Here is a 17,804-nt window from a genome sequence, read left to right on the forward strand (position 1 = left end):
TTTACACCGCCGCCTGACGGGCGGCGTTTTCATACACGTCAAGCGCCGCTTGGAGCGCTTTTCCCGCTTCAATCCCTGCGCCATGTCTGAGCAGCACAGCCTCTAACCCGGCAAGCACGAATAGCACGTTTTCTTTTCTGCAGCTGTAGCCCATCGTGCCGATTCTCCAGATCTTTCCCGCCAGCGGTCCGAATGAGCTGGCGATTTCAATGCCGAATTGCGCCAACAGCATATGGCGGACAGACTCGCCGTCAATGCCGCCAGGGATTTCTACACAGGTGACAACTGGCATTTTGCAGCTGTCATCTCCAAACAACTTCAGCCCCATCGCCTTAATCCCTGCCGTCAATGCGGTTTCATGATGACGATGCCGTTCTAAGCGGGCTTCAAGACCTTCTTCAAGCACCAGCCTGACACCTTCACGCAAGGCATACAGCATTGTCGTCGCTTCTGTATGATGATTGAGCCGTCTTTCGCTCCAATAATCCTCAAGCTGGCTCAAATCAAAATAATTGCTTGTGATCGGCCGGTTTCCTGAAAGCGTTGCCCTGTCTGCTTGTGTCGCAATCCCGCGCTCCACCTTTTTACGAGCCGCAATCACATCCGCCACCCGCTCATTATATGTAATCGGCGCCATTCCCGACGGAACAGACAAGCATTTTTGCGTACCGCCGATGGCCGCGTCAATCTTCCAATCATCCACCTTTACCTCACAGCCCCCGATCGTCGCGACTGCATCGACGATAAACAATGCATCCTGAGCGCGGCAGGCCTCGCCGATTGCTTTGAGCGGATGAATCCGCCCTGTCGATGTTTCTCCATGCACCATCGCCACAATTTTCGGCTTCACTTTTTTCATTTCCCGTATGATGTCCTCCGGGTCAAAAACCGTTCCCCACTCACATTCAAGCGTGTGAACATTCGCCCCGTACCGCTCTGCGATTTCAGTCAGCAAATAACCGAAGCGTCCGTAAATCGGAATGAACACATCATCTCCCGGCTCAATCACACTCGCCAGCACCGCTTCGATACCCGCCCGTGAAGTGCCGTCAATCGGGTATGCCCAACGGTTTTTCGTTTGAAACAGCTCTCGAAGCATATCCATCGTTTCATTCATGATATCTGTAAACGCCGGGTCAAATTGCCCGACAACCGGGGTGCTCATCACTCTTAATACACGCGGATCAACCTCAACAGGACCCGGCGTCATAATGGTTCTTAACGGGGTGCATAATTCTTTTCTGCCTGACACAGCCATTCCTCCTTTATCAGTAAGCCAGTTTGTATAATAAATCAGCCAGTGCGCGGACGCCAGTCTCAAGCTGTCTGGCCGAGGTATATTCCTTCGGTGAGTGGCTGATGCCGCCTCGGCTTGGCACAAACAGCATACAAGCCGGATGGCGTCTTCCGATCATTTGCGCGTCATGCCCTGCTCCGCTCACCATTTCCTCGCAGCTGATGCCGTTTTCTGCCGCTGTTTCAAGAGCCGCAGCCTTCAGCCTTTCGTCCATCGGCACGGGCTCTATCCGCATATATTCATCAATATCGGCGCGAATTCCTTTTTGATGGCAAATGCGGTTGATCAAAGCAGCCATGTCTTCATGAAATTGCTCCAGCACGTGCTGATGCTGATGGCGAATATCGATTGAAAACTGCACGCGGCCCGGTATGACATTGGCTACATTGGGCTCTGCCGTTATTTTTCCGCATGTCAGACGGAGCTCATCCGGCTGCTCCTCCGCACGCAGCAGCAGTTCATGAATGATGCGGCTGCTGGCTGCAAGCGGGTCCTTACGCCATTTCATGGAGGTGGTTCCCGCATGATTGCATTCCCCCTCCAGCGTGACGAGATATCGCCTCTGCCCCGCAATACTTGTCACAATGCCGAGATCCCGTCCTGACATTTCCAACGTCTGCCCCTGTTCAATATGAAGCTCAACAAAAGCGCTGATGTCTGTCCTATACGCTGGCTGGAACACGCCTTTGCCAAAACCGATCTCATACATCGCTGTTTGCAGAGAGACGCCTGATTCATCGCTCGGTTCTGCTCCATCCTGAAGTGAAAAACCACCCGTCATATTCCCTGATCCCCAATAGGTCATTGGAAAACGGCTGCCCTCCTCCTCACACAAGGAGACCGCTTCGAGTGTTTTTTTCGGTGCTCCGTACGTTTCTTTAAGCTGCTTAATCGCAAGCATTGCCGCCAGCACGCCATAGGCGCCGTCATACTTTCCCCCATTGATGACAGTATCAATATGTGAACCGGTTACAATCACTTCATCCGGAGACTGTGTGCCCGAAAGCCTTCCAAAAACATTGCCGACATCGTCGAACCTTGTTTCAAGCCCGAATGAAGACATTTCCGTCTTTACTGCGAGCTGCGCGTCCATCCACTCTTTTGTGTACAAAAGCCTCGTTACGCCGCCGTCCGCAGATGCGCCGTATTGGGCGAGCCATTCAATATAATCTGCGATGCTGTTTTTGACTGAAAGCTTTTGCTTTTCCATGTACTCCCCCCTCTGGCCGTTATGGTGACTTCATTATAGAAGGAGGGGCATGATAGTTCATTGGCAGATTAACCAAAAAAACGTTTATTTTTTGGTCACAATATCTATCCAGCGACCATCCTCTCCTGCCTCTCAGTTTTTTTCATATAAAGTCAAAAGAAAACACAATAAGGAAGAGAGCCATATGTTAAAGAAAGGGGCAAAACACCTTTCATATGTACAAGCTAAGTTTGCGGGATAAGCGATGTCCGCGGAACAGATTAAAACAGAAATATTAGCAGCTTGCCACATACCAGCTGGAGCATAAACGGGGCCAAAAGATATTGAAACAGCGGATTTCCCCCTCCTCCAAAGGAACTAATTTACAATTTTAATGAAAAATATACAAAATGACACTTCTATCCTTTATTTCATTTTTAGATAATAGACATGATCTGATAAAAGGAGGGCAAGTGATGACAAAAAAAGCAAGGTTTCTGCCGCTCGTCTGTGTATTACTGATTTCAGGATGGTTCGCGCCCGCAGCTTCAGCAAGCGTGCAAACCGCATTCAGCTTGAATGACCGATTAGCGTCTTCTCCTTCAGGAACCGGGAGCCTTCTCTCATTCGCCGCTCCCGCTGCACCCTATGCTGACACTGATACCTATTATGAAGGGGCTGGGGGAAAAACAGGAGAATCGCTAAAAAGCGCCCTGCACCGCATTATCAGCGGACATACGATGCTGTCCTACAGCGAAGTATGGAACGCGCTGAAAGAAACCGATGAAGATCCGGCTAACCCGAATAACGTCATCCTGCTCTATACGAATGAATCACGGTCGAAAAACCTGAACGGCGGCAATGTCGGCGATTGGAACCGCGAGCACGTCTGGGCGAAATCTCATGGCGATTTCGGTACAAGCAAAGGGCCTGGCACCGACATTCACCATTTGCGCCCGGCTGATGTCCAAGTCAACAGCACCAGAGGCAATATGGATTTTGACAACGGCGGCACAGAATATGCGAAAGCGCCCGGAAATTATTATGACGGAGATTCATGGGAGCCCCGTGATGATGTGAAAGGCGATGTCGCCCGCATGCTGTTTTACATGGCTGTCCGTTACGAAGGTGACGACGGCTACCCAGATCTTGAGCTTAATGATAAAACAGGCAACGGCTCAGCCCCTTATCATGGCAAACAATCTGCCCTGCTCGAATGGAACAGGCAGGACCCGGTTGACGACCGCGAGCGCCAAAGAAATGAAATCATTTATGAGAAATATCAGCACAACCGCAATCCATTTATCGACCACCCTGAATGGGCCGACGACATTTGGCCGTAAGAAAAAGGTGCTCCTTGTGAGGAGCACCTTTTCTAATACACAGCCTCTTCCGTCTCCGCATCGAAAAAAACGATGTGATCCATTTTTACTGCCAGCTGAATCGAATCGCCTGCGGCGATTCGCGTGTTCCCGTCCAGGCGGACCGTGAGCCGCTCGTCCCCGGCCGTGACATGTACAATCAGCTCTGATCCCAGATTTTCATTCACTTCCACTTTCGCTTTACACACTGAATCAAACAGCTGGTCATGTCCGGTCATTTGTGTGATATGCTCCGGCCGGATGCCGGCAATCATCTGTTCTCCGGTATATCCCTTTTCCCTAAGCCGCTTCGCCTTTTCTTCAGGAATATGAAGACGGACCGAAGGGTTTGTGAAAAACAGCTCGCCATGCTGCTCTTCAATGACGCCTTTCAGAAGGTTCATTCCGGGTGAGCCGATGAAGCCCGCAACGAACAGATTTGCCGGATAATGATAAATGTCATGAGGTTTCGCCACTTGCTGAATTTCCCCTTCATTCATCACGACAATCCGATCGCCCATTGTCATCGCTTCGGTCTGGTCATGCGTGACATATATGATGGTTGCCTCTAAACGCTGGTGCAGCTTGCTGATTTCTGTCCGCATCGTCACTCTCAGCTTCGCGTCCAGATTGGAAAGCGGCTCGTCCATTAAAAAGACCTTCGGCTCCCTCACAATCGATCTGCCTAGCGCCACCCTTTGCCGCTGCCCTCCGGAGAGCGCCTTCGGTTTTCTCTTCAGCAAATGCTCAATCTCTAAAATTCTGGCTGCCGCATGAACCCGCTCGGCAATTTCCTGTTTGGGCATCTTTCTGAGCTTTAATCCAAACGCCATATTATCAAAAACCGTCATATGCGGATAAAGCGCATAGTTTTGGAATACCATCGCAATATCACGTTCTTTCGGGGGAAGATCATTGACCCGCTCCCCATCAATAAGAAGGTTTCCTTCAGAGATGCTTTCCAGTCCCGCCACCATCCGCAGCGTGGTCGATTTTCCGCATCCTGACGGCCCCACCAGCACCAAAAGCTCCTTGTCCTTTACATTTAAATCAAAGTCCTTCACCGTTAATTGTGAGTGATAAGATTTTTTGACATGTTCAAATGTTAATGAAGCCATCAGAAACTCCCCCTATCTTTTGATCTGTTATTTCGTCACTGGAAACAACTCGGTCTTTCTGTTATTTTTAGAGTAATCGATTCCCATTTTTGCTATATTCATAAAATAAAAAATGTAAATTTGTATTATAACGTCATAATACATTATAATATGAATAATAGGTTAAAAGGAGGCTACCCTTTGTTAAACAACGGAAGTTCTACACCTTTATACATTCAGCTAAAACAAATCATCACCGATGACATCAAAAAGGGCGTGTATTCCCCAACCGCCAAGCTGCCTACCGAAAACGAGCTTTGCAGCAAGTATAATGTCAGCCGCATTACCGTCAGGAAAGCCATTCTCGATTTAGTCGAAGAAGGCTATCTGATCAGGCAGCAGGGAAAGGGAACGTTCGTTAAAAGCCCTAAATTAAAACGTGAGCTGATTGCAGTAAACGGCTACTCGGAATTTATGGAATCAACCGGCAAAAAACCGAAGCATCAGGTGCTGTCCTATGAGATCATTCCGGCGGCAAAACCCATTGCCGAAAAGCTTCAAATCAATTCCGAGAGCCCTGTCGTTGAACTGAAACGGATTTTATATAACGATGACCAGCCGCTCACCTTTGAAGTGACGCATTATCCGCTGGATTTGTTTCCCGGCATTGATACTTTTATTGCCGATGGCGTATCCATGCACGATATTTTGAGACAGCAATACCAAGTTGTGCCGACCCACAATACGAAGCTATTAAACGTTGTATATGCCCAGCAGGAGGAAAGCAAATACCTGGATTGCGATATCGGGGACGCGCTGTTTGAAATCGATAAAACGGCTTTTACATCAAACGACCAGCCAATCTACTGCTCACTGTTTTTGATGCACACAAACCGTGTCACCTTTACCATCAACAGCCCCTACACTTAACAGGCATAAAAAACGAGACACTGCTTATAGTATTCTCGTTTTTTCACTGCTTCCCCCGTCCTCCAAGCGATAAGGATGTCCATAGCCGAAAGCCCCGTACACGCCGCATGTTTTCGCAGCCGTTTCCGCCGCTTTGCGCAAAGCAGACGTTATGTCCTGCTTCTCGCAAAAGGCAGTCAAAAAACCAGCTATAAAAGAATCTCCCGCTCCAAGTGTATCTATTATATCAGTTTCCACTATCGGCTGATGATAGATTCGGTCACCCGCAGACAAGATCGCTCCTTGGCCTCCTCGGGTCAGGCAAACGAATTTGGCTCCATACCCATGAGCTTTTTCAGCAAGCTCACCGCACTCTGACTCACTCAAATCGCTTCCTGAAAAAAACGCATACGTCACATAAGGACAGACCTTCCTCAAATAACCATCCTCCCGATTGGTTGAAAAATCAAACGAGACCGGGATCAGCCCGCACAGCTGCGGAAGATCGTTCTCAAGCCGGCTGTACACACTGGTATGCAGCAAATCATGCCCGCTGATGAAGGCTAGATCTTTCTCCTGAAACATGAGACGGAGCCGGGACTGAATGCCGCCTTTATTTGACCTGACAAAAATCCGGTCCCCCTGTTCATCAAGGGTGACAATCGCCATTCCGTTTTCTCCGTGCGCCTGGCGGATATAATCCGCGTTGACCTGCTCCAATTTCAGTACGTTCAAAAGATGTGCCGCTGCTTCGTCATTGCCGACAATTCCGATATAGGAAGCCGCATGCCCGAGCCGTTTGGCAAGCACAGCGACGTTTAAGGCATTTCCTCCCGGGTAGAACGTTTCTTGATCCTGATAGTAATCGACAACGTTATCTCCAACCGCAATCATTTTCATTTTGCTTCCTCCTTTATCCTTTTACACTTCCGCTTGCAATCCCGCGGACAAAATATTTCTGCATCAATAAAAATAGAAGAATAATCGGTGCGGCTGAAATTGTTAATCCCGCCAGCAGGACGCCCCAATCCGTCTGCAGCGCGTCTCTGAACTGCATCAGTCCGGCTGGAATGGTCCGCAAATTCTCATCATCTATGAAAATAATCGCAAACATAAACTCATTCCACGTATGGTAAGCCGTCAAAATGCCTGATGTCACCAGAATCGGCACACTCATTGGTAAGAAAATTCTGAAAAATACCCCGAAACTCGTACACCCATCTAAATAAGCCGCCTCCTCCAATTCTTTGGAAATTGAAAGGAAATAAGAGCGGATCAAAATGATGGTAAATGGAATTCGGTAAGCCGCATACGGCAGGATCAACGCCCAATACGTATTGTAAAGGCCCAGCGACTGAATAATAGAATAAAGCGGCACAAGACTGACCTGCGGTGTCAGCATCAAACCGCCAAGACAGAGCACCAAAAAGAATCCTTTTCCTTTAAACTCAAACCGGGAAAGGCCGTACGCCGCCCATGCACTGATAAAGACAGTGATGACACACGTCAGCGCCGTGACAATGACACTGTTCATAAAATAAGAAGAAATCCCCTGATTCCAGGCGGACACAAAGTTTTCCGGATGCCACGAAGATGGCAGCGACCAGCTGTGCTCAAAAATATCGTCCGAGTTTTTAAAGGCGCTCATCACCATCCATAGAAGCGGATAGGCGATCGCAATTAGATAAAGAAACAGAAAAATCCACACAGACGTTTCTCCAATGTACCATTTTCGTCCAGTTTTTCTTTTCATTTCCATGTTCCGATCAGGCACAGGCTCCAATCTAAACGAATCTGTCTTCTTCTGAGGCAGCATCTTTTAGTCCTCCTTTCCGGTTTTAAAGAACTTCATTTGCATGAGCGACAATGCGAACGTAATGATTAACACGACGGTGGCAATCGCTGAGGCATAGCCCATCATATCCTTTGTAAAGGCGCTTTTATATAAAAACGTGCTTAAGACTTCTGAAGCGTTGCCCGGCCCTCCGCCTGTCAATATGTACGGTTCATTAAATACCGTAAAGGCGCCGGTCAGCGTCATGACCACCGCAACAAAAGACATCTCTTTCGTCTGAGGAACGGTAATATGAAAAAACTGCTGAATTTTCCCCGCGCCGTCAAGCCGGGCCGCTTCATACAGTTCGTCCGGAATTTTTTGAATCGACACAATGTACAGCATCGCAATATAACCGACAGATTGCCATTGAGACACAAAAATAACCGAAAGCATAGCCGTGCTGTCCTCCCCAAGCCAGGCTCTCGTCAACTGATCAAGACCTACCGCCTGAAGCAGCTGATTCAAAAGCCCTGTCTCAGGGTTGTAAATAAAATCAAACAAAAGCGCGATCACTGTCATGGAGATGACAACCGGCAAAAAGAAAACGGTGCGAAAAAACGGCGACCATTTTCTGACCAGCTTATCCTCAAGCACCGCCGCCAAAATCAAACCGCCAAATACCTGGCATATAATTGAGATCACTGCGTAAAGCACATTATTGGTAAGTGCCTGATAAAAGACAGGGTCATGAAACAATTCAACATAGTTTTTCAAGCCGATAAACGTTTTTTCAGGAGAAAAAGAGCTCCACTGAAACAAGCTGAGGAAGACATTCTCAAAAATCGGGATATAAACGAAAAGTAAAAAAACGAGAGCGGGCACCAAAAACAAATAAGGGATTATTTTATTCTGATTGACCAAGGATATCTCATCTCCTTTATAAAAAGAAAAGGTGCGAAGCTTCACCTTTTCTTTGATTTATTCAGCTGACGCCTTCACTTGCTTCGCTGCTTTTTGAACGGCTTTCATCACCTGCTCCGGTGTCATGTCGCCGCCGAGCATTTGCTGAACGCTGGTTAAGTACGCATCTGCGATTTCAACATCGACATCCATATCAAACCATGGCACCATTGATTTGGCATCAACAATTTGCTGAACGGCTTCACGCTGAGTGGCTGTAGAATTTTCTTCAGTTGCCGTCCCTTGCACCGCACTGTATTTTCCGACATCTTTCACGAGCTTTTCGCCCATTTTTTTCGATGTCAGAAACTGCAAAAATTCCATCGCTTCCTTCGGATGTTTTGTTTTTGAGGAAATCATGAATCCTTCCGGCGCTCCCGTTAATGCTTTTGAAGATCCTTTTTGCCCGCTGATTTCAGGGAATGGGAACATTCCCAGATTCACCGGTTCAACCAGCTTGATCTCCGCTGTTTCAGCATATATCATCGCCGACTTTCCGCTCTTAAATTGCTGTCTTACATATTCGTGGTCGACGGAGTTTACATGTTTATTGAAGTAAGGCATCAGCTCCTGAAGCTTTTCAAGTGCTTTTACATAGCCTTCATCGGTAAATTCACCCGTTTTGGCGTTATAGTCCTTTTCCCGGGTTTTTTGATCGACCATCCGCTGATTGAGCGTGCCGATATAGTGTGAGATTGTCCAAGTTGCCTTTGTTCCGAAACTGATCGGTGTGTAGCCATTTTCTTTCAGCTTCTTTGACACATCGATTAATTCATCCCATGTCTTCGGTGGATCAAGGTTCAGCTTTTGAAAAATGTCTTTATTATAGAAGAATGATTTAGCGTCCATTTGCCATGGCACACCATATTGCTTGTTTTCATAAGTAAATGGTGCAACTTGCGATTGAACGAGCTGTGATGACCAATCGGTATCATCTTTGTAGTAGGACGAGAGATCAAGTGCTTTATTGCCTCTAATGAATTTCAAAGCAAACTCGTCGCTCCAAGAGAAGTAAATGTCAGGAGGGCTGGTGGTTCCCAGCATGACCTTAATTTTGTCTTTATAGGAGTCATTCAAAACCGCTTCAATTTGAATGTCGATATCCGGATGCTCTTTTTCAAATTCCTTAACAACCTCTTCAAAATAACTTTTTTCCGGCTCTTTCGGCCATCTGTGGAAAAACTTCAATGTCACCTTTCCGTCCGCTGAACCGCTCTGGCTCGAACAGCCCGCAATGGTGAGCATGCTGACAGCTGCAATGATCAAGAACAACAACATTTTCTTCAAAGGGTTGGCCTCCTCTGGACATTAGACTATAATGTTATATAACATTATAGTCTAATGCATAATGGTTCTTCATTTTCAGATCAATACTCAACTTTCCACATATATCTTCTATGAGATAAAGGATGATTTCTCGCCTCTGCCAGCTCATCCGCATAGCTTCTGAGTACACGATTGAGAACGAGCGGAGCAAGATAGCCTTTAACTGAATCGTCAATTGCAGTGAAATCGTAAGATGCGGCATCAAGCACAGTGAGCTTTTTGCCATACTTTTTCGAGAAGGTAAGCGCCCGCTCTTCAAGAGGCCTTGTTTCATCTAAACCGAGCAGGATGATAAACGGCACGGATTCATCAATAATTTCAAACGGTCCGTGAAAGTATTCTCCGGCATGAATGGCGTGGGAATGAATCCATTGCATTTCCATGAGAATGCAGATGCTGTAGGAGTAAGCGACACCGTAGTTTGCACCGCTTGCCATTGTATAAATAATGCTTTCTTTTTCATGGGCTTTTGCGAATTTCTGTGCGTTGTCAGCTTCCTGCTTAAGGGCTTCTTCATACACAGCCTGTAATTGATCCAAACCTTCAATTGCTTGTTGGAATGTTGTATTGTTTTCTAATACTTGCAGGGTGCCGAAAACGATTTGATACAAAACGCCATAGTTCGTATTGATCGCAAGCGCTTCATCGCCCCAATCGTACTGGGCAACATATTGCGCTTCCTGCGCTAAAGGAGATTCCGGTTTATACGTCATCGCAATTGTAAGTGCGCCTTTGCTCCTTGCAAACGCAGCGGCTTTGACCGTTTCCGGTGTATTTCCCGAATGCGAGCACAAAATAACAAGAGATTTTTCACCAAGCTGAACAGGATTGCGCTGAATAAATTCGTTAGAGCTGTAAAGGTCAGAGCTGATTGATTTTGACTCCCTGTCAAACACATATTTACTCGGATACATAATGGCCGAAGACCCTCCGCATGCGACAAAGAATACATGGTCAATGGTTTTCCCTTTCAAATCCTGCAAGAAAGCTTGAACCTCACGATTTACTTTTGCTGTGGCCTGACTCAAATCCTTCACTCCCCATTTTTATTATATAACGTTATATAACATTATATATTGTTATATTAAAGTCCGGAGCTATGATTGTCAATATAATTTTCTGAAATTTCCCAATAATTTAAACAGGAATCTATTTAAAAAAATCCAAACAAAAAAACCAGAACTTCATATAAGCTCTGGCTTCGCTGTTCAATCCGCGGACTGACGTCTTATTTAAAAAATACCTTGTCTATATTGTACTTCGAATGCTGTGTGTTGATGATATAGGTTTCATAAATGTCTCGTTCCATTGGATCTTCGACTACACATACTTCAATTTTATATACTTCGTCTCTGTGATGTTTGATCGGTGAGACATTGTCTTCAAAATGCTTCTTAATTCTCTGTCTTAACTTTCTGGCTTTACCGACAAACAGCAGCTCGTCATGAATGTTGTAAAACATAAAGATGCCGCCTTTATCCCTTGGTATCTGATGAAAGTCGATGAAGCCGTAAATCGCCTTTATTTTCGGCTCGTTCTCATTCGTTGACTGCTGTCGTTCGGTGATGGTGACATTCGGTGCGGGTATATCAATTTTTATCAAAATCAGTTCACGTCCTCTTTTTCATTAAAGATAAATGCTAACACAGACAGAAAAGAAAAGCTAGAACAGCTTTATACTATTTGTTTGTTACGCTCTTACTTATTATGCGAGCGCTCCGGCTGGATCATACGGGCTAAGGTCTATTTCAGTCTGCTTTCCGAGAACTAGCTTTGCGAGCTCTGAACCCAAGAACGGCCCCATTGTTAATCCCGAGGCGCCTAAACCGTTAGCGGCAAAAAGGCCTCCAACGCCAGGCACCGCTCCTACAACCGGCAGAAATCCCGGTGTAAATGGCCTGAATCCCACTCTTGCTTCAATAACAGCACTGTCTGCAAGCCCCGGTGCTGCGGTTAGCGCTTTGCTCAATACTTCATGCTGCCCTCCGGCTGTCACACGCAGATCATCAAGATCGGCATCGTTTTCGTGCGTGGCGCCGGCTACAATCCTGCCGTTATCAAACGAAAGAATGTACTGATCGTTTGGCGGCATCACAACCGGCCATGATCCTGTATCCGCATCCGTCATTTCAAAATGCATAATCTGCGCCTTCTGAAAGGACACTTGAAAATGAATGCCAAGAGGCTTCAATATCTCATTGGCCCATGCTCCCGCCGTCACAATCACCGCGTCAGCCGCAAACTGCTGTGTGTCTGTTTGCACGCCGGTAACCATTCCGTTTTCAAAAAGCAAGGACGCATTTCCTTTGATGATCTCTGCGCCGCGTTTCTTAGCAGCGCTTATAAGCGACCGGCACAGCGCTCTTCCATTTACACGGGCGGCTCCGCTGATATGAACCGATTCATAGCCATCAGCTAAAATCGGAAACAGCTTTTTCGTCTCACTCGCGGACAAGCGGGTAATCTCACCGATCTCCGGCGCGTCCTCCCGTCTCTTATACGCTCTTTCCTCCATCTTATCGAGCTTCGCCGCGTCAGTATGAATGCTGATGGCACCGACACGCTTGTATCCTGTATCCGTTTCTCCGTCCTCTTCCAATTGATGGATTAAATCCGTATAGTACCGGGCTCCCCCCTTAGCAAGCTGGTACCAATCCTGATTACGGCGCTGCGAGAGCCAAGGACAGACGATCCCCGCCGCCGCATCAGTCGCTTGTCCCGGCTCTTTCCGATCAATGACAGTAACGCGAGCGCCTGATTTTGCGAGATGATAAGCCGTCGACGCGCCGAGAATTCCTGCGCCGACGATGATATACGATTTCATATAAAAACACCTTTTCTATTATAATGTCTATTCATTTTACCAAATCGAGTGCTTTCCTTCGACCCTTTGCCCCAATATGAAAAAAACGCGAAGTTCGTCCAATCTCTTTACTCTCCTATCGAATATTCTGTCACTATCAATAGAGAAAGGATGATACCATGAGCGAAAATCGTCATGAAAATGAAGAAAACACAGACCGCAATGTGGCAGTCGCAAGAGTCCAAAACAGCGGCAATTCAAATGTCGTTGTCAACGTGAACACAGAACAAGATCAGGATCAGGCACAGGCTCAGACACAAGACGGAGAAGAGTAATGAACGAAAACATCATTCCGATCAACAGACATACTCAAGAGATACCCGCTACTGAATCCGTGATCAAAAACAGCGGCAACTCAGAGGTCCATATCGACATTCACATTGATACAATGCCGATTGCCTTTGCCATTTTGTGCTCAGCATTAGCCGCAAAACAGATGACAAAAGAGGAATTTGACACGGCTTATACGCAATTACGAGAGATGAACAATGGATATCACAATGGCACATCTGTAAAGCAAGTCATCAATCAGGAGACTGAAGAGTAGAAACCGCGGGCCCCTCGGCCTGCGGTTTTCTTCTGCATACAAAAAGGACGCGACTGAAAACCAGTCACGTCCTTTTTTGTGAAACAATTAACCGATTGAACCTTCCATCTCGAACTTAATCAAACGGTTCATTTCAACTGCGTACTCCATCGGAAGCTCTTTTGTGAATGGCTCGATGAAGCCCATTACGATCATTTCAGTCGCTTCCTCTTCGGAAATACCGCGGCTCATCAAGTAGAAGAGCTGCTCTTCAGATACTTTAGACACTTTCGCTTCGTGCTCCAATGAAATGTTATCATTTAAGATTTCATTGTAAGGAATGGTGTCTGAAGTCGATTTGTTATCCATAATGAGCGTATCGCACTCGATGTTAGAACGGGCGCCTTCCGCTTTGCGTCCGAAGTGGACGATTCCGCGGTACGTTACTTTTCCGCCTTGTTTTGAAATCGATTTTGATACGATTGTGGATGATGTGTTTGGTGCAAGGTGAATCATTTTCGCACCCGCATCCTGATGCTGGCCTTTACCCGCAAGAGCGATGGAAAGCGTCATACCGCGCGCGCCTTCGCCTTTTAGGATACAAGCCGGATATTTCATTGTCAGTTTAGAACCGATGTTACCGTCGATCCATTCCATTGTTGCGTTTTCTTCACAGATCGTACGCTTCGTTACAAGGTTGTAAACGTTGTTTGCCCAGTTTTGGATCGTTGTATAACGGCAGTAGCCGCCTTTTTTCACGATGATCTCAACAACCGCACTGTGAAGTGAGTTTGTTGTGTAAACAGGCGCAGTACAGCCTTCAACATAATGAACGCTTGCTTCTTCGTCAACGATGATCAGCGTACGTTCGAACTGCCCCATGTTTTCAGAGTTGATTCGGAAGTAAGCTTGAAGCGGTGTTTCAACCTTTACGCCTTTAGGCACGTAAATGAAAGATCCACCGGACCAAACAGCTGAGTTAAGCGCCGCAAACTTGTTGTCAGTCGGCGGGATCACTTTTGCCCAGTGCTCACGGAAAATATCTTCGTTCTCTTTCAGCGCGCTGTCAGTGTCTTTAAAGACGATGCCTTGCGCTTCAAGATCTTCTTTCATGTTGTGGTATACAACCTCAGATTCGTACTGAGCAGAAACACCCGCAAGGTATTTTTGTTCAGCTTCTGGAATACCGAGCTTGTCAAAAGTTTGCTTAATTTCTTCAGGAACTTCATCCCAAGAACGCTCTGAACGCTCAGACGGTTTTACATAGTACGTAATTTCGTCAAAGTTCAGTGAGTTTAAATCTCCGCCCCATTGAGGCATCGGCATGTTGTAGAAATGCTCAAGTGATTTCAAGCGGAAATCAAGCATCCATTGAGGCTCTTCTTTCATGCGAGAAATTTCTTCTACGATTTCTTTTGTCAATCCGCGCTCTGAACGGAAAATGGAAACGTCTTTGTCGTGAAAACCATACTTGTATTCACCAATATCAGGCATTTTTTTAGCCATCCATTTTCACTCCAATCCTTTTAATTGCCGCCTTCTTCTTTTGCGACTCCTTTTTCAAGTGCTTTCCATGACAGGGTTGCACATTTGATACGGGCCGGGAATTTTGAAACGCCTTGAAGGGCTTCAATATCCCCGAGATCTATAGAATCATCATAATCTTTGCCTTGCATCATATCCGAGAAAATCTTAGACATGGAAAGGGCTGTTTCAATATCTTTCCCTTTAATCGCCTGAGTCATCATCGAAGCGGATGCCATTGAAATGGAACAGCCTTCCCCTTCAAATTTCGCATCCTCCACGATGTCTCCGTCAAGCTTCATTGTCAGTCTGATTCGGTCGCCGCATGTCGGATTGTTCATATCCACGACGATGCTGTCATTCAAAACCCCTTTGTTGCGGGGGTTTTTGTAATGATCCATAATCACCTGTCTGTACAATGTATCTAAATTTGCATTAAAAGACATTTGTAAAATACTCCTTTGTCTTTTGAAGAGCTTCCACAAGCTTATCAATCTCTTCCTCTGTATTATACAGATAAAAGCTTGCTCTCGCAGTAGCAGTTACATCCAGCCATTTCATCAGCGGCTGCGCGCAATGGTGGCCGGCTCTGACCGCGATTCCCTCCGCATCAAGCACAGTTGCCACATCGTGAGGATGAACATCATCAAGGTTAAATGTGACAAGCCCGGCACGCTCTTCAGGGCCGTAAACCGTTACGCCGTCAAGCTGGCGGAAGCGCTCAAGCGCATAAGCTGCAAGCTTGTGCTCGTGGCGGGAAATCTCATCAAGACCAATTTCTTCGAGAAAATCAATGGCGGCACCGAGACCAATTGCTCCTGCAATAATCGGCGTACCCGCTTCGAATTTCCACGGAAGCTCTTTCCAAGTTGATTCATAAAGCCCGACAAAGTCGATCATTTCACCGCCGAATTCGGCAGGCTCCATGTTTTCCAGCAGGGCTTTCTTTCCGTACAGCACTCCAACGCCGGTCGGCCCGCACATTTTATGGGAAGAAAGCGCAAAGAAGTCGCAATCGAGATCCTGCACATCAATTTTCATGTGAGGCGTGCTTTGCGCACCGTCCACCACAATAACAGCCCCATTGTCATGAGCGATTTTCGCCATTTCTTTAATCGGGTTGATCGTGCCGAGAACGTTAGATACATGAGACACTGCAACAATTTTTGTGTTGCTTGTGACCGTTTCTCTGACGTCGTCTAAAGAAATCGTTCCGTCTTTCTGCAGCGGAATATATTTTAATGTGGCGCCAGTCGCTTTGACAGCCTGCTGCCACGGAATGATATTCGCATGATGCTCCATGTAGGTGATGACCACTTCATCACCCGGTTTCAGGTTGGCGCGCGCATAGCTTAACGCCACCATATTCAGTGATGTGGTCGTGCCTTTTGTGAAAATAATCTCAGCCATTGACTTCGCGTTAATAAACTTGCGGACTTTTTCACGCGCTCCTTCATACCCGTCTGTCGCTCTGGTTCCAAGTGTATGGACGCCCCGGTGAACATTGGAATTGTATTGGTTATAATACTTATCCAGTGTTTCAATGACAGCACGCGGCTTCTGGGAAGTCGCCGCGCTGTCGAGATAAACGAGATCATGTCCGTTCACTTGCTGATGAAGGATCGGGAACTGTTCACGAATATCTGTGATATTCATTACTTCACTTTCCTTTCGATGACAGAAACTAATTGTTTCTTAACGCCTTCAATCGGAAGTTCATTTACTACAGGCGCAAGGAATCCGTAGATGACTAAGCGTTCTGCTTCTTCTTTCGGAATACCGCGGCTCATCAAGTAGTAAAGCTGAATAGGGTCCACACGGCCGACAGATGCCGCATGCCCTGCAGTTACATCGTCTTCGTCAATTAAAAGAATAGGGTTTGCGTCTCCGCGTGCTTTTTCGCTGAGCATCAGCACACGTGATTCTTGCTCCGCATTCGCTTTAGAAGCGCCATGTTCGATTTTTCCGATTCCGTTAAAGATAGAAGAAGCAGAATCCTTCATTACACCGTGCTTCAAAATATAGCCTTCTGAAGCTTTACCGAAATGGATGATTTGTGTTGTGAAGTTTTCTGTTTGCTCTCCTCTGCCGACAACAACCGTTTTCGTATCGCCATATGTGCCGTCACCGTAAAGGTTTGTCGTGTTTTCGGAAATGGTGTCGCCGTCGTTCATCAGGCCGAGAGCCCACTCGATTTTGCTGTCGCGTCCGCGCGCAGCGCCGCGGCGGTTCACATAAGTTGTCACACCACTGGACAGATTATCAACCGCCCCGTATGTCACGCTTGCATTATCACCTGTGATGACCTCACTGATAATGTTGAACACGGCATCTTTCGGGTTTACTGTGCTGATGTAGTTTTCTACATATGTGACAGAGCTGTGGTCTTCAGCCACAATCAGCACGTGGTTGAATAGAGCTGTATCGTTGCTTTCATGGACATAAACAGCCTGAACCGGCGTCTCAACCTCAACATTTTTCGGAACATAAAGGAATGCTCCTCCGTTTACAAGAGCCGCGTGAAGTGCAGTTAATTTATGCTCATCAACCTTCACGCCGTCCTTCATAAAGTATTTCTCCACCAAGTCGCTGTGCTCGCGTGCGGCAGTCAGAATATCAGTGAAGATGACGCCTTTGTCTTTCAATTCTTGAGAAAGAGAAAGGTAAGCCGGCGTCTGGTCACGCTGTACATATAAAGTTTTATCTTCGTTTTCAACATCGATCAGCGCTTTTGCTTCATCAGTCAAATCTTCCAATGAAGAAAGCGGTTCGTTATCAACTGTATGCTTCGCGAAATTCGTGAAATTCCAGTTTGTGATTTTAGTTTTGTCAGGCTTCGGCATCGGCAGATCCTCAGCTTGTTCAAGAGCCTGTAAGCGCAGGTTTTTCAGCCAGGCAGGTTCTTGATGCTTTTCGGAAAAGCTTTTGAGATACTCCTGATCTACGGATAGTTTTGTATCTAGTGTCATATTAAT

General features: G+C 46.6%; 18 protein-coding genes. 4 read left to right on the top strand and 14 right to left on the bottom strand.

From position 1 onward, the window contains the following. Nucleotide 1: 1 nt before the first annotated feature. Nucleotides 2–1,252, bottom strand: a complete 1,251-nt coding sequence (gene pucG, locus EFK13_RS16680; RefSeq protein ID WP_129507659.1) for a (S)-ureidoglycine--glyoxylate transaminase — start codon at nt 1,250–1,252, stop codon at nt 2–4. A gap of 16 nt (nt 1,253–1,268) precedes the next feature. Further along, entirely contained in the window at nt 1,269–2,507 is a 1,239-nt protein-coding gene (gene allC / locus EFK13_RS16685) for an allantoate deiminase (RefSeq protein ID WP_129507658.1), read from the bottom strand. A 455-nt stretch (nt 2,508–2,962) separates the two neighbouring features. Between allC and EFK13_RS16690 the strand changes: the two genes are divergently transcribed. Continuing rightward, nucleotides 2,963–3,829, top strand: a complete 867-nt coding sequence (locus tag EFK13_RS16690) for an endonuclease I family protein (RefSeq protein ID WP_129507657.1) — start codon at nt 2,963–2,965, stop codon at nt 3,827–3,829. Between the two features lie 32 nt (nt 3,830–3,861). Here EFK13_RS16690 and EFK13_RS16695 read toward each other — a convergent pair whose 3' ends face one another. Continuing rightward, entirely contained in the window at nt 3,862–4,965 is a 1,104-nt protein-coding gene (locus tag EFK13_RS16695) for an ABC transporter ATP-binding protein (RefSeq protein ID WP_129507656.1), read from the bottom strand. A gap of 180 nt (nt 4,966–5,145) precedes the next feature. Here EFK13_RS16695 and frlR point away from each other — a divergent pair, with 180 nt between their 5' ends. Then, the gene (gene frlR / locus EFK13_RS16700) at nt 5,146–5,874 is read left to right on the top strand and encodes a transcriptional regulator FrlR (RefSeq protein WP_129507655.1); all 729 of its coding nucleotides are present in this window, start codon (nt 5,146–5,148) and stop codon (nt 5,872–5,874) included. A 24-nt stretch (nt 5,875–5,898) separates the two neighbouring features. On the opposite strand, the gene EFK13_RS16705 is transcribed toward frlR, so the two are convergent. The 7 genes from EFK13_RS16705 to EFK13_RS16735 form a co-directional block, all read right to left on the bottom strand. Beyond that, a complete protein-coding gene (locus EFK13_RS16705) occupies nt 5,899–6,753 on the bottom strand; it encodes a fructoselysine 6-kinase (protein ID WP_129507654.1) in 855 nt (284 codons plus the stop codon). A gap of 13 nt (nt 6,754–6,766) precedes the next feature. Then, the gene (locus tag EFK13_RS16710; protein WP_129507653.1) at nt 6,767–7,669 is read right to left on the bottom strand and encodes a carbohydrate ABC transporter permease; all 903 of its coding nucleotides are present in this window, start codon (nt 7,667–7,669) and stop codon (nt 6,767–6,769) included. 3 nt (nt 7,670–7,672) lie between these two features. After that, nucleotides 7,673–8,551 (bottom strand): carbohydrate ABC transporter permease, encoded by an 879-nt coding sequence (locus tag EFK13_RS16715; RefSeq protein ID WP_129507652.1) that lies wholly within the window; start codon nt 8,549–8,551, stop codon nt 7,673–7,675. A gap of 57 nt (nt 8,552–8,608) precedes the next feature. Next, entirely contained in the window at nt 8,609–9,877 is a 1,269-nt protein-coding gene (locus tag EFK13_RS16720; RefSeq protein ID WP_129507651.1) for an ABC transporter substrate-binding protein, read from the bottom strand. Between the two features lie 80 nt (nt 9,878–9,957). Then, entirely contained in the window at nt 9,958–10,944 is a 987-nt protein-coding gene (gene frlB / locus EFK13_RS16725) for a fructosamine deglycase FrlB (protein WP_129507650.1), read from the bottom strand. Between the two features lie 200 nt (nt 10,945–11,144). Continuing rightward, complete coding sequence (locus tag EFK13_RS16730; RefSeq protein WP_129507649.1) at nt 11,145–11,519, bottom strand: nucleotide excision repair endonuclease; 375 nt, start codon at nt 11,517–11,519, stop codon at nt 11,145–11,147. A 102-nt stretch (nt 11,520–11,621) separates the two neighbouring features. After that, nucleotides 11,622–12,740, bottom strand: a complete 1,119-nt coding sequence (locus EFK13_RS16735; protein ID WP_129507648.1) for an NAD(P)/FAD-dependent oxidoreductase — start codon at nt 12,738–12,740, stop codon at nt 11,622–11,624. A gap of 158 nt (nt 12,741–12,898) precedes the next feature. Between EFK13_RS16735 and EFK13_RS16740 the strand changes: the two genes are divergently transcribed. Further along, the gene (locus EFK13_RS16740; protein ID WP_129507647.1) at nt 12,899–13,054 is read left to right on the top strand and encodes a spore protein; all 156 of its coding nucleotides are present in this window, start codon (nt 12,899–12,901) and stop codon (nt 13,052–13,054) included. Continuing rightward, nucleotides 13,054–13,326, top strand: a complete 273-nt coding sequence (locus EFK13_RS16745; RefSeq protein ID WP_129507646.1) for a hypothetical protein — start codon at nt 13,054–13,056, stop codon at nt 13,324–13,326. The genes EFK13_RS16740 and EFK13_RS16745 overlap by 1 nt, the downstream gene beginning before the upstream one ends. A gap of 87 nt (nt 13,327–13,413) precedes the next feature. Here the strand turns inward: EFK13_RS16745 and sufB are convergent, their stop codons facing one another. The 4 genes from sufB to sufD are packed head-to-tail and all read right to left on the bottom strand — an operon-like array spanning nt 13,414 to nt 17,798. Further along, nucleotides 13,414–14,811: a Fe-S cluster assembly protein SufB gene (gene sufB / locus EFK13_RS16750; RefSeq protein ID WP_024713611.1), complete on the bottom strand. Its 1,398-nt coding sequence runs from the start codon at nt 14,809–14,811 to the stop codon at nt 13,414–13,416. A gap of 20 nt (nt 14,812–14,831) precedes the next feature. Next, entirely contained in the window at nt 14,832–15,275 is a 444-nt protein-coding gene (sufU, locus tag EFK13_RS16755) for a Fe-S cluster assembly sulfur transfer protein SufU (RefSeq protein WP_064816401.1), read from the bottom strand. Beyond that, nucleotides 15,265–16,485: a cysteine desulfurase SufS gene (gene sufS / locus EFK13_RS16760; RefSeq protein ID WP_064816400.1), complete on the bottom strand. Its 1,221-nt coding sequence runs from the start codon at nt 16,483–16,485 to the stop codon at nt 15,265–15,267. The genes sufU and sufS overlap by 11 nt, the downstream gene beginning before the upstream one ends. After that, nucleotides 16,485–17,798 (bottom strand): Fe-S cluster assembly protein SufD, encoded by a 1,314-nt coding sequence (sufD, locus tag EFK13_RS16765; protein WP_014665303.1) that lies wholly within the window; start codon nt 17,796–17,798, stop codon nt 16,485–16,487. The genes sufS and sufD overlap by 1 nt, the downstream gene beginning before the upstream one ends. Between the last annotated feature and the right edge of the window lie 6 nt (nt 17,799–17,804).

The organism is Bacillus cabrialesii (assembly GCF_004124315.2).
Lineage (GTDB): Bacteria > Bacillota > Bacilli > Bacillales > Bacillaceae > Bacillus > Bacillus cabrialesii.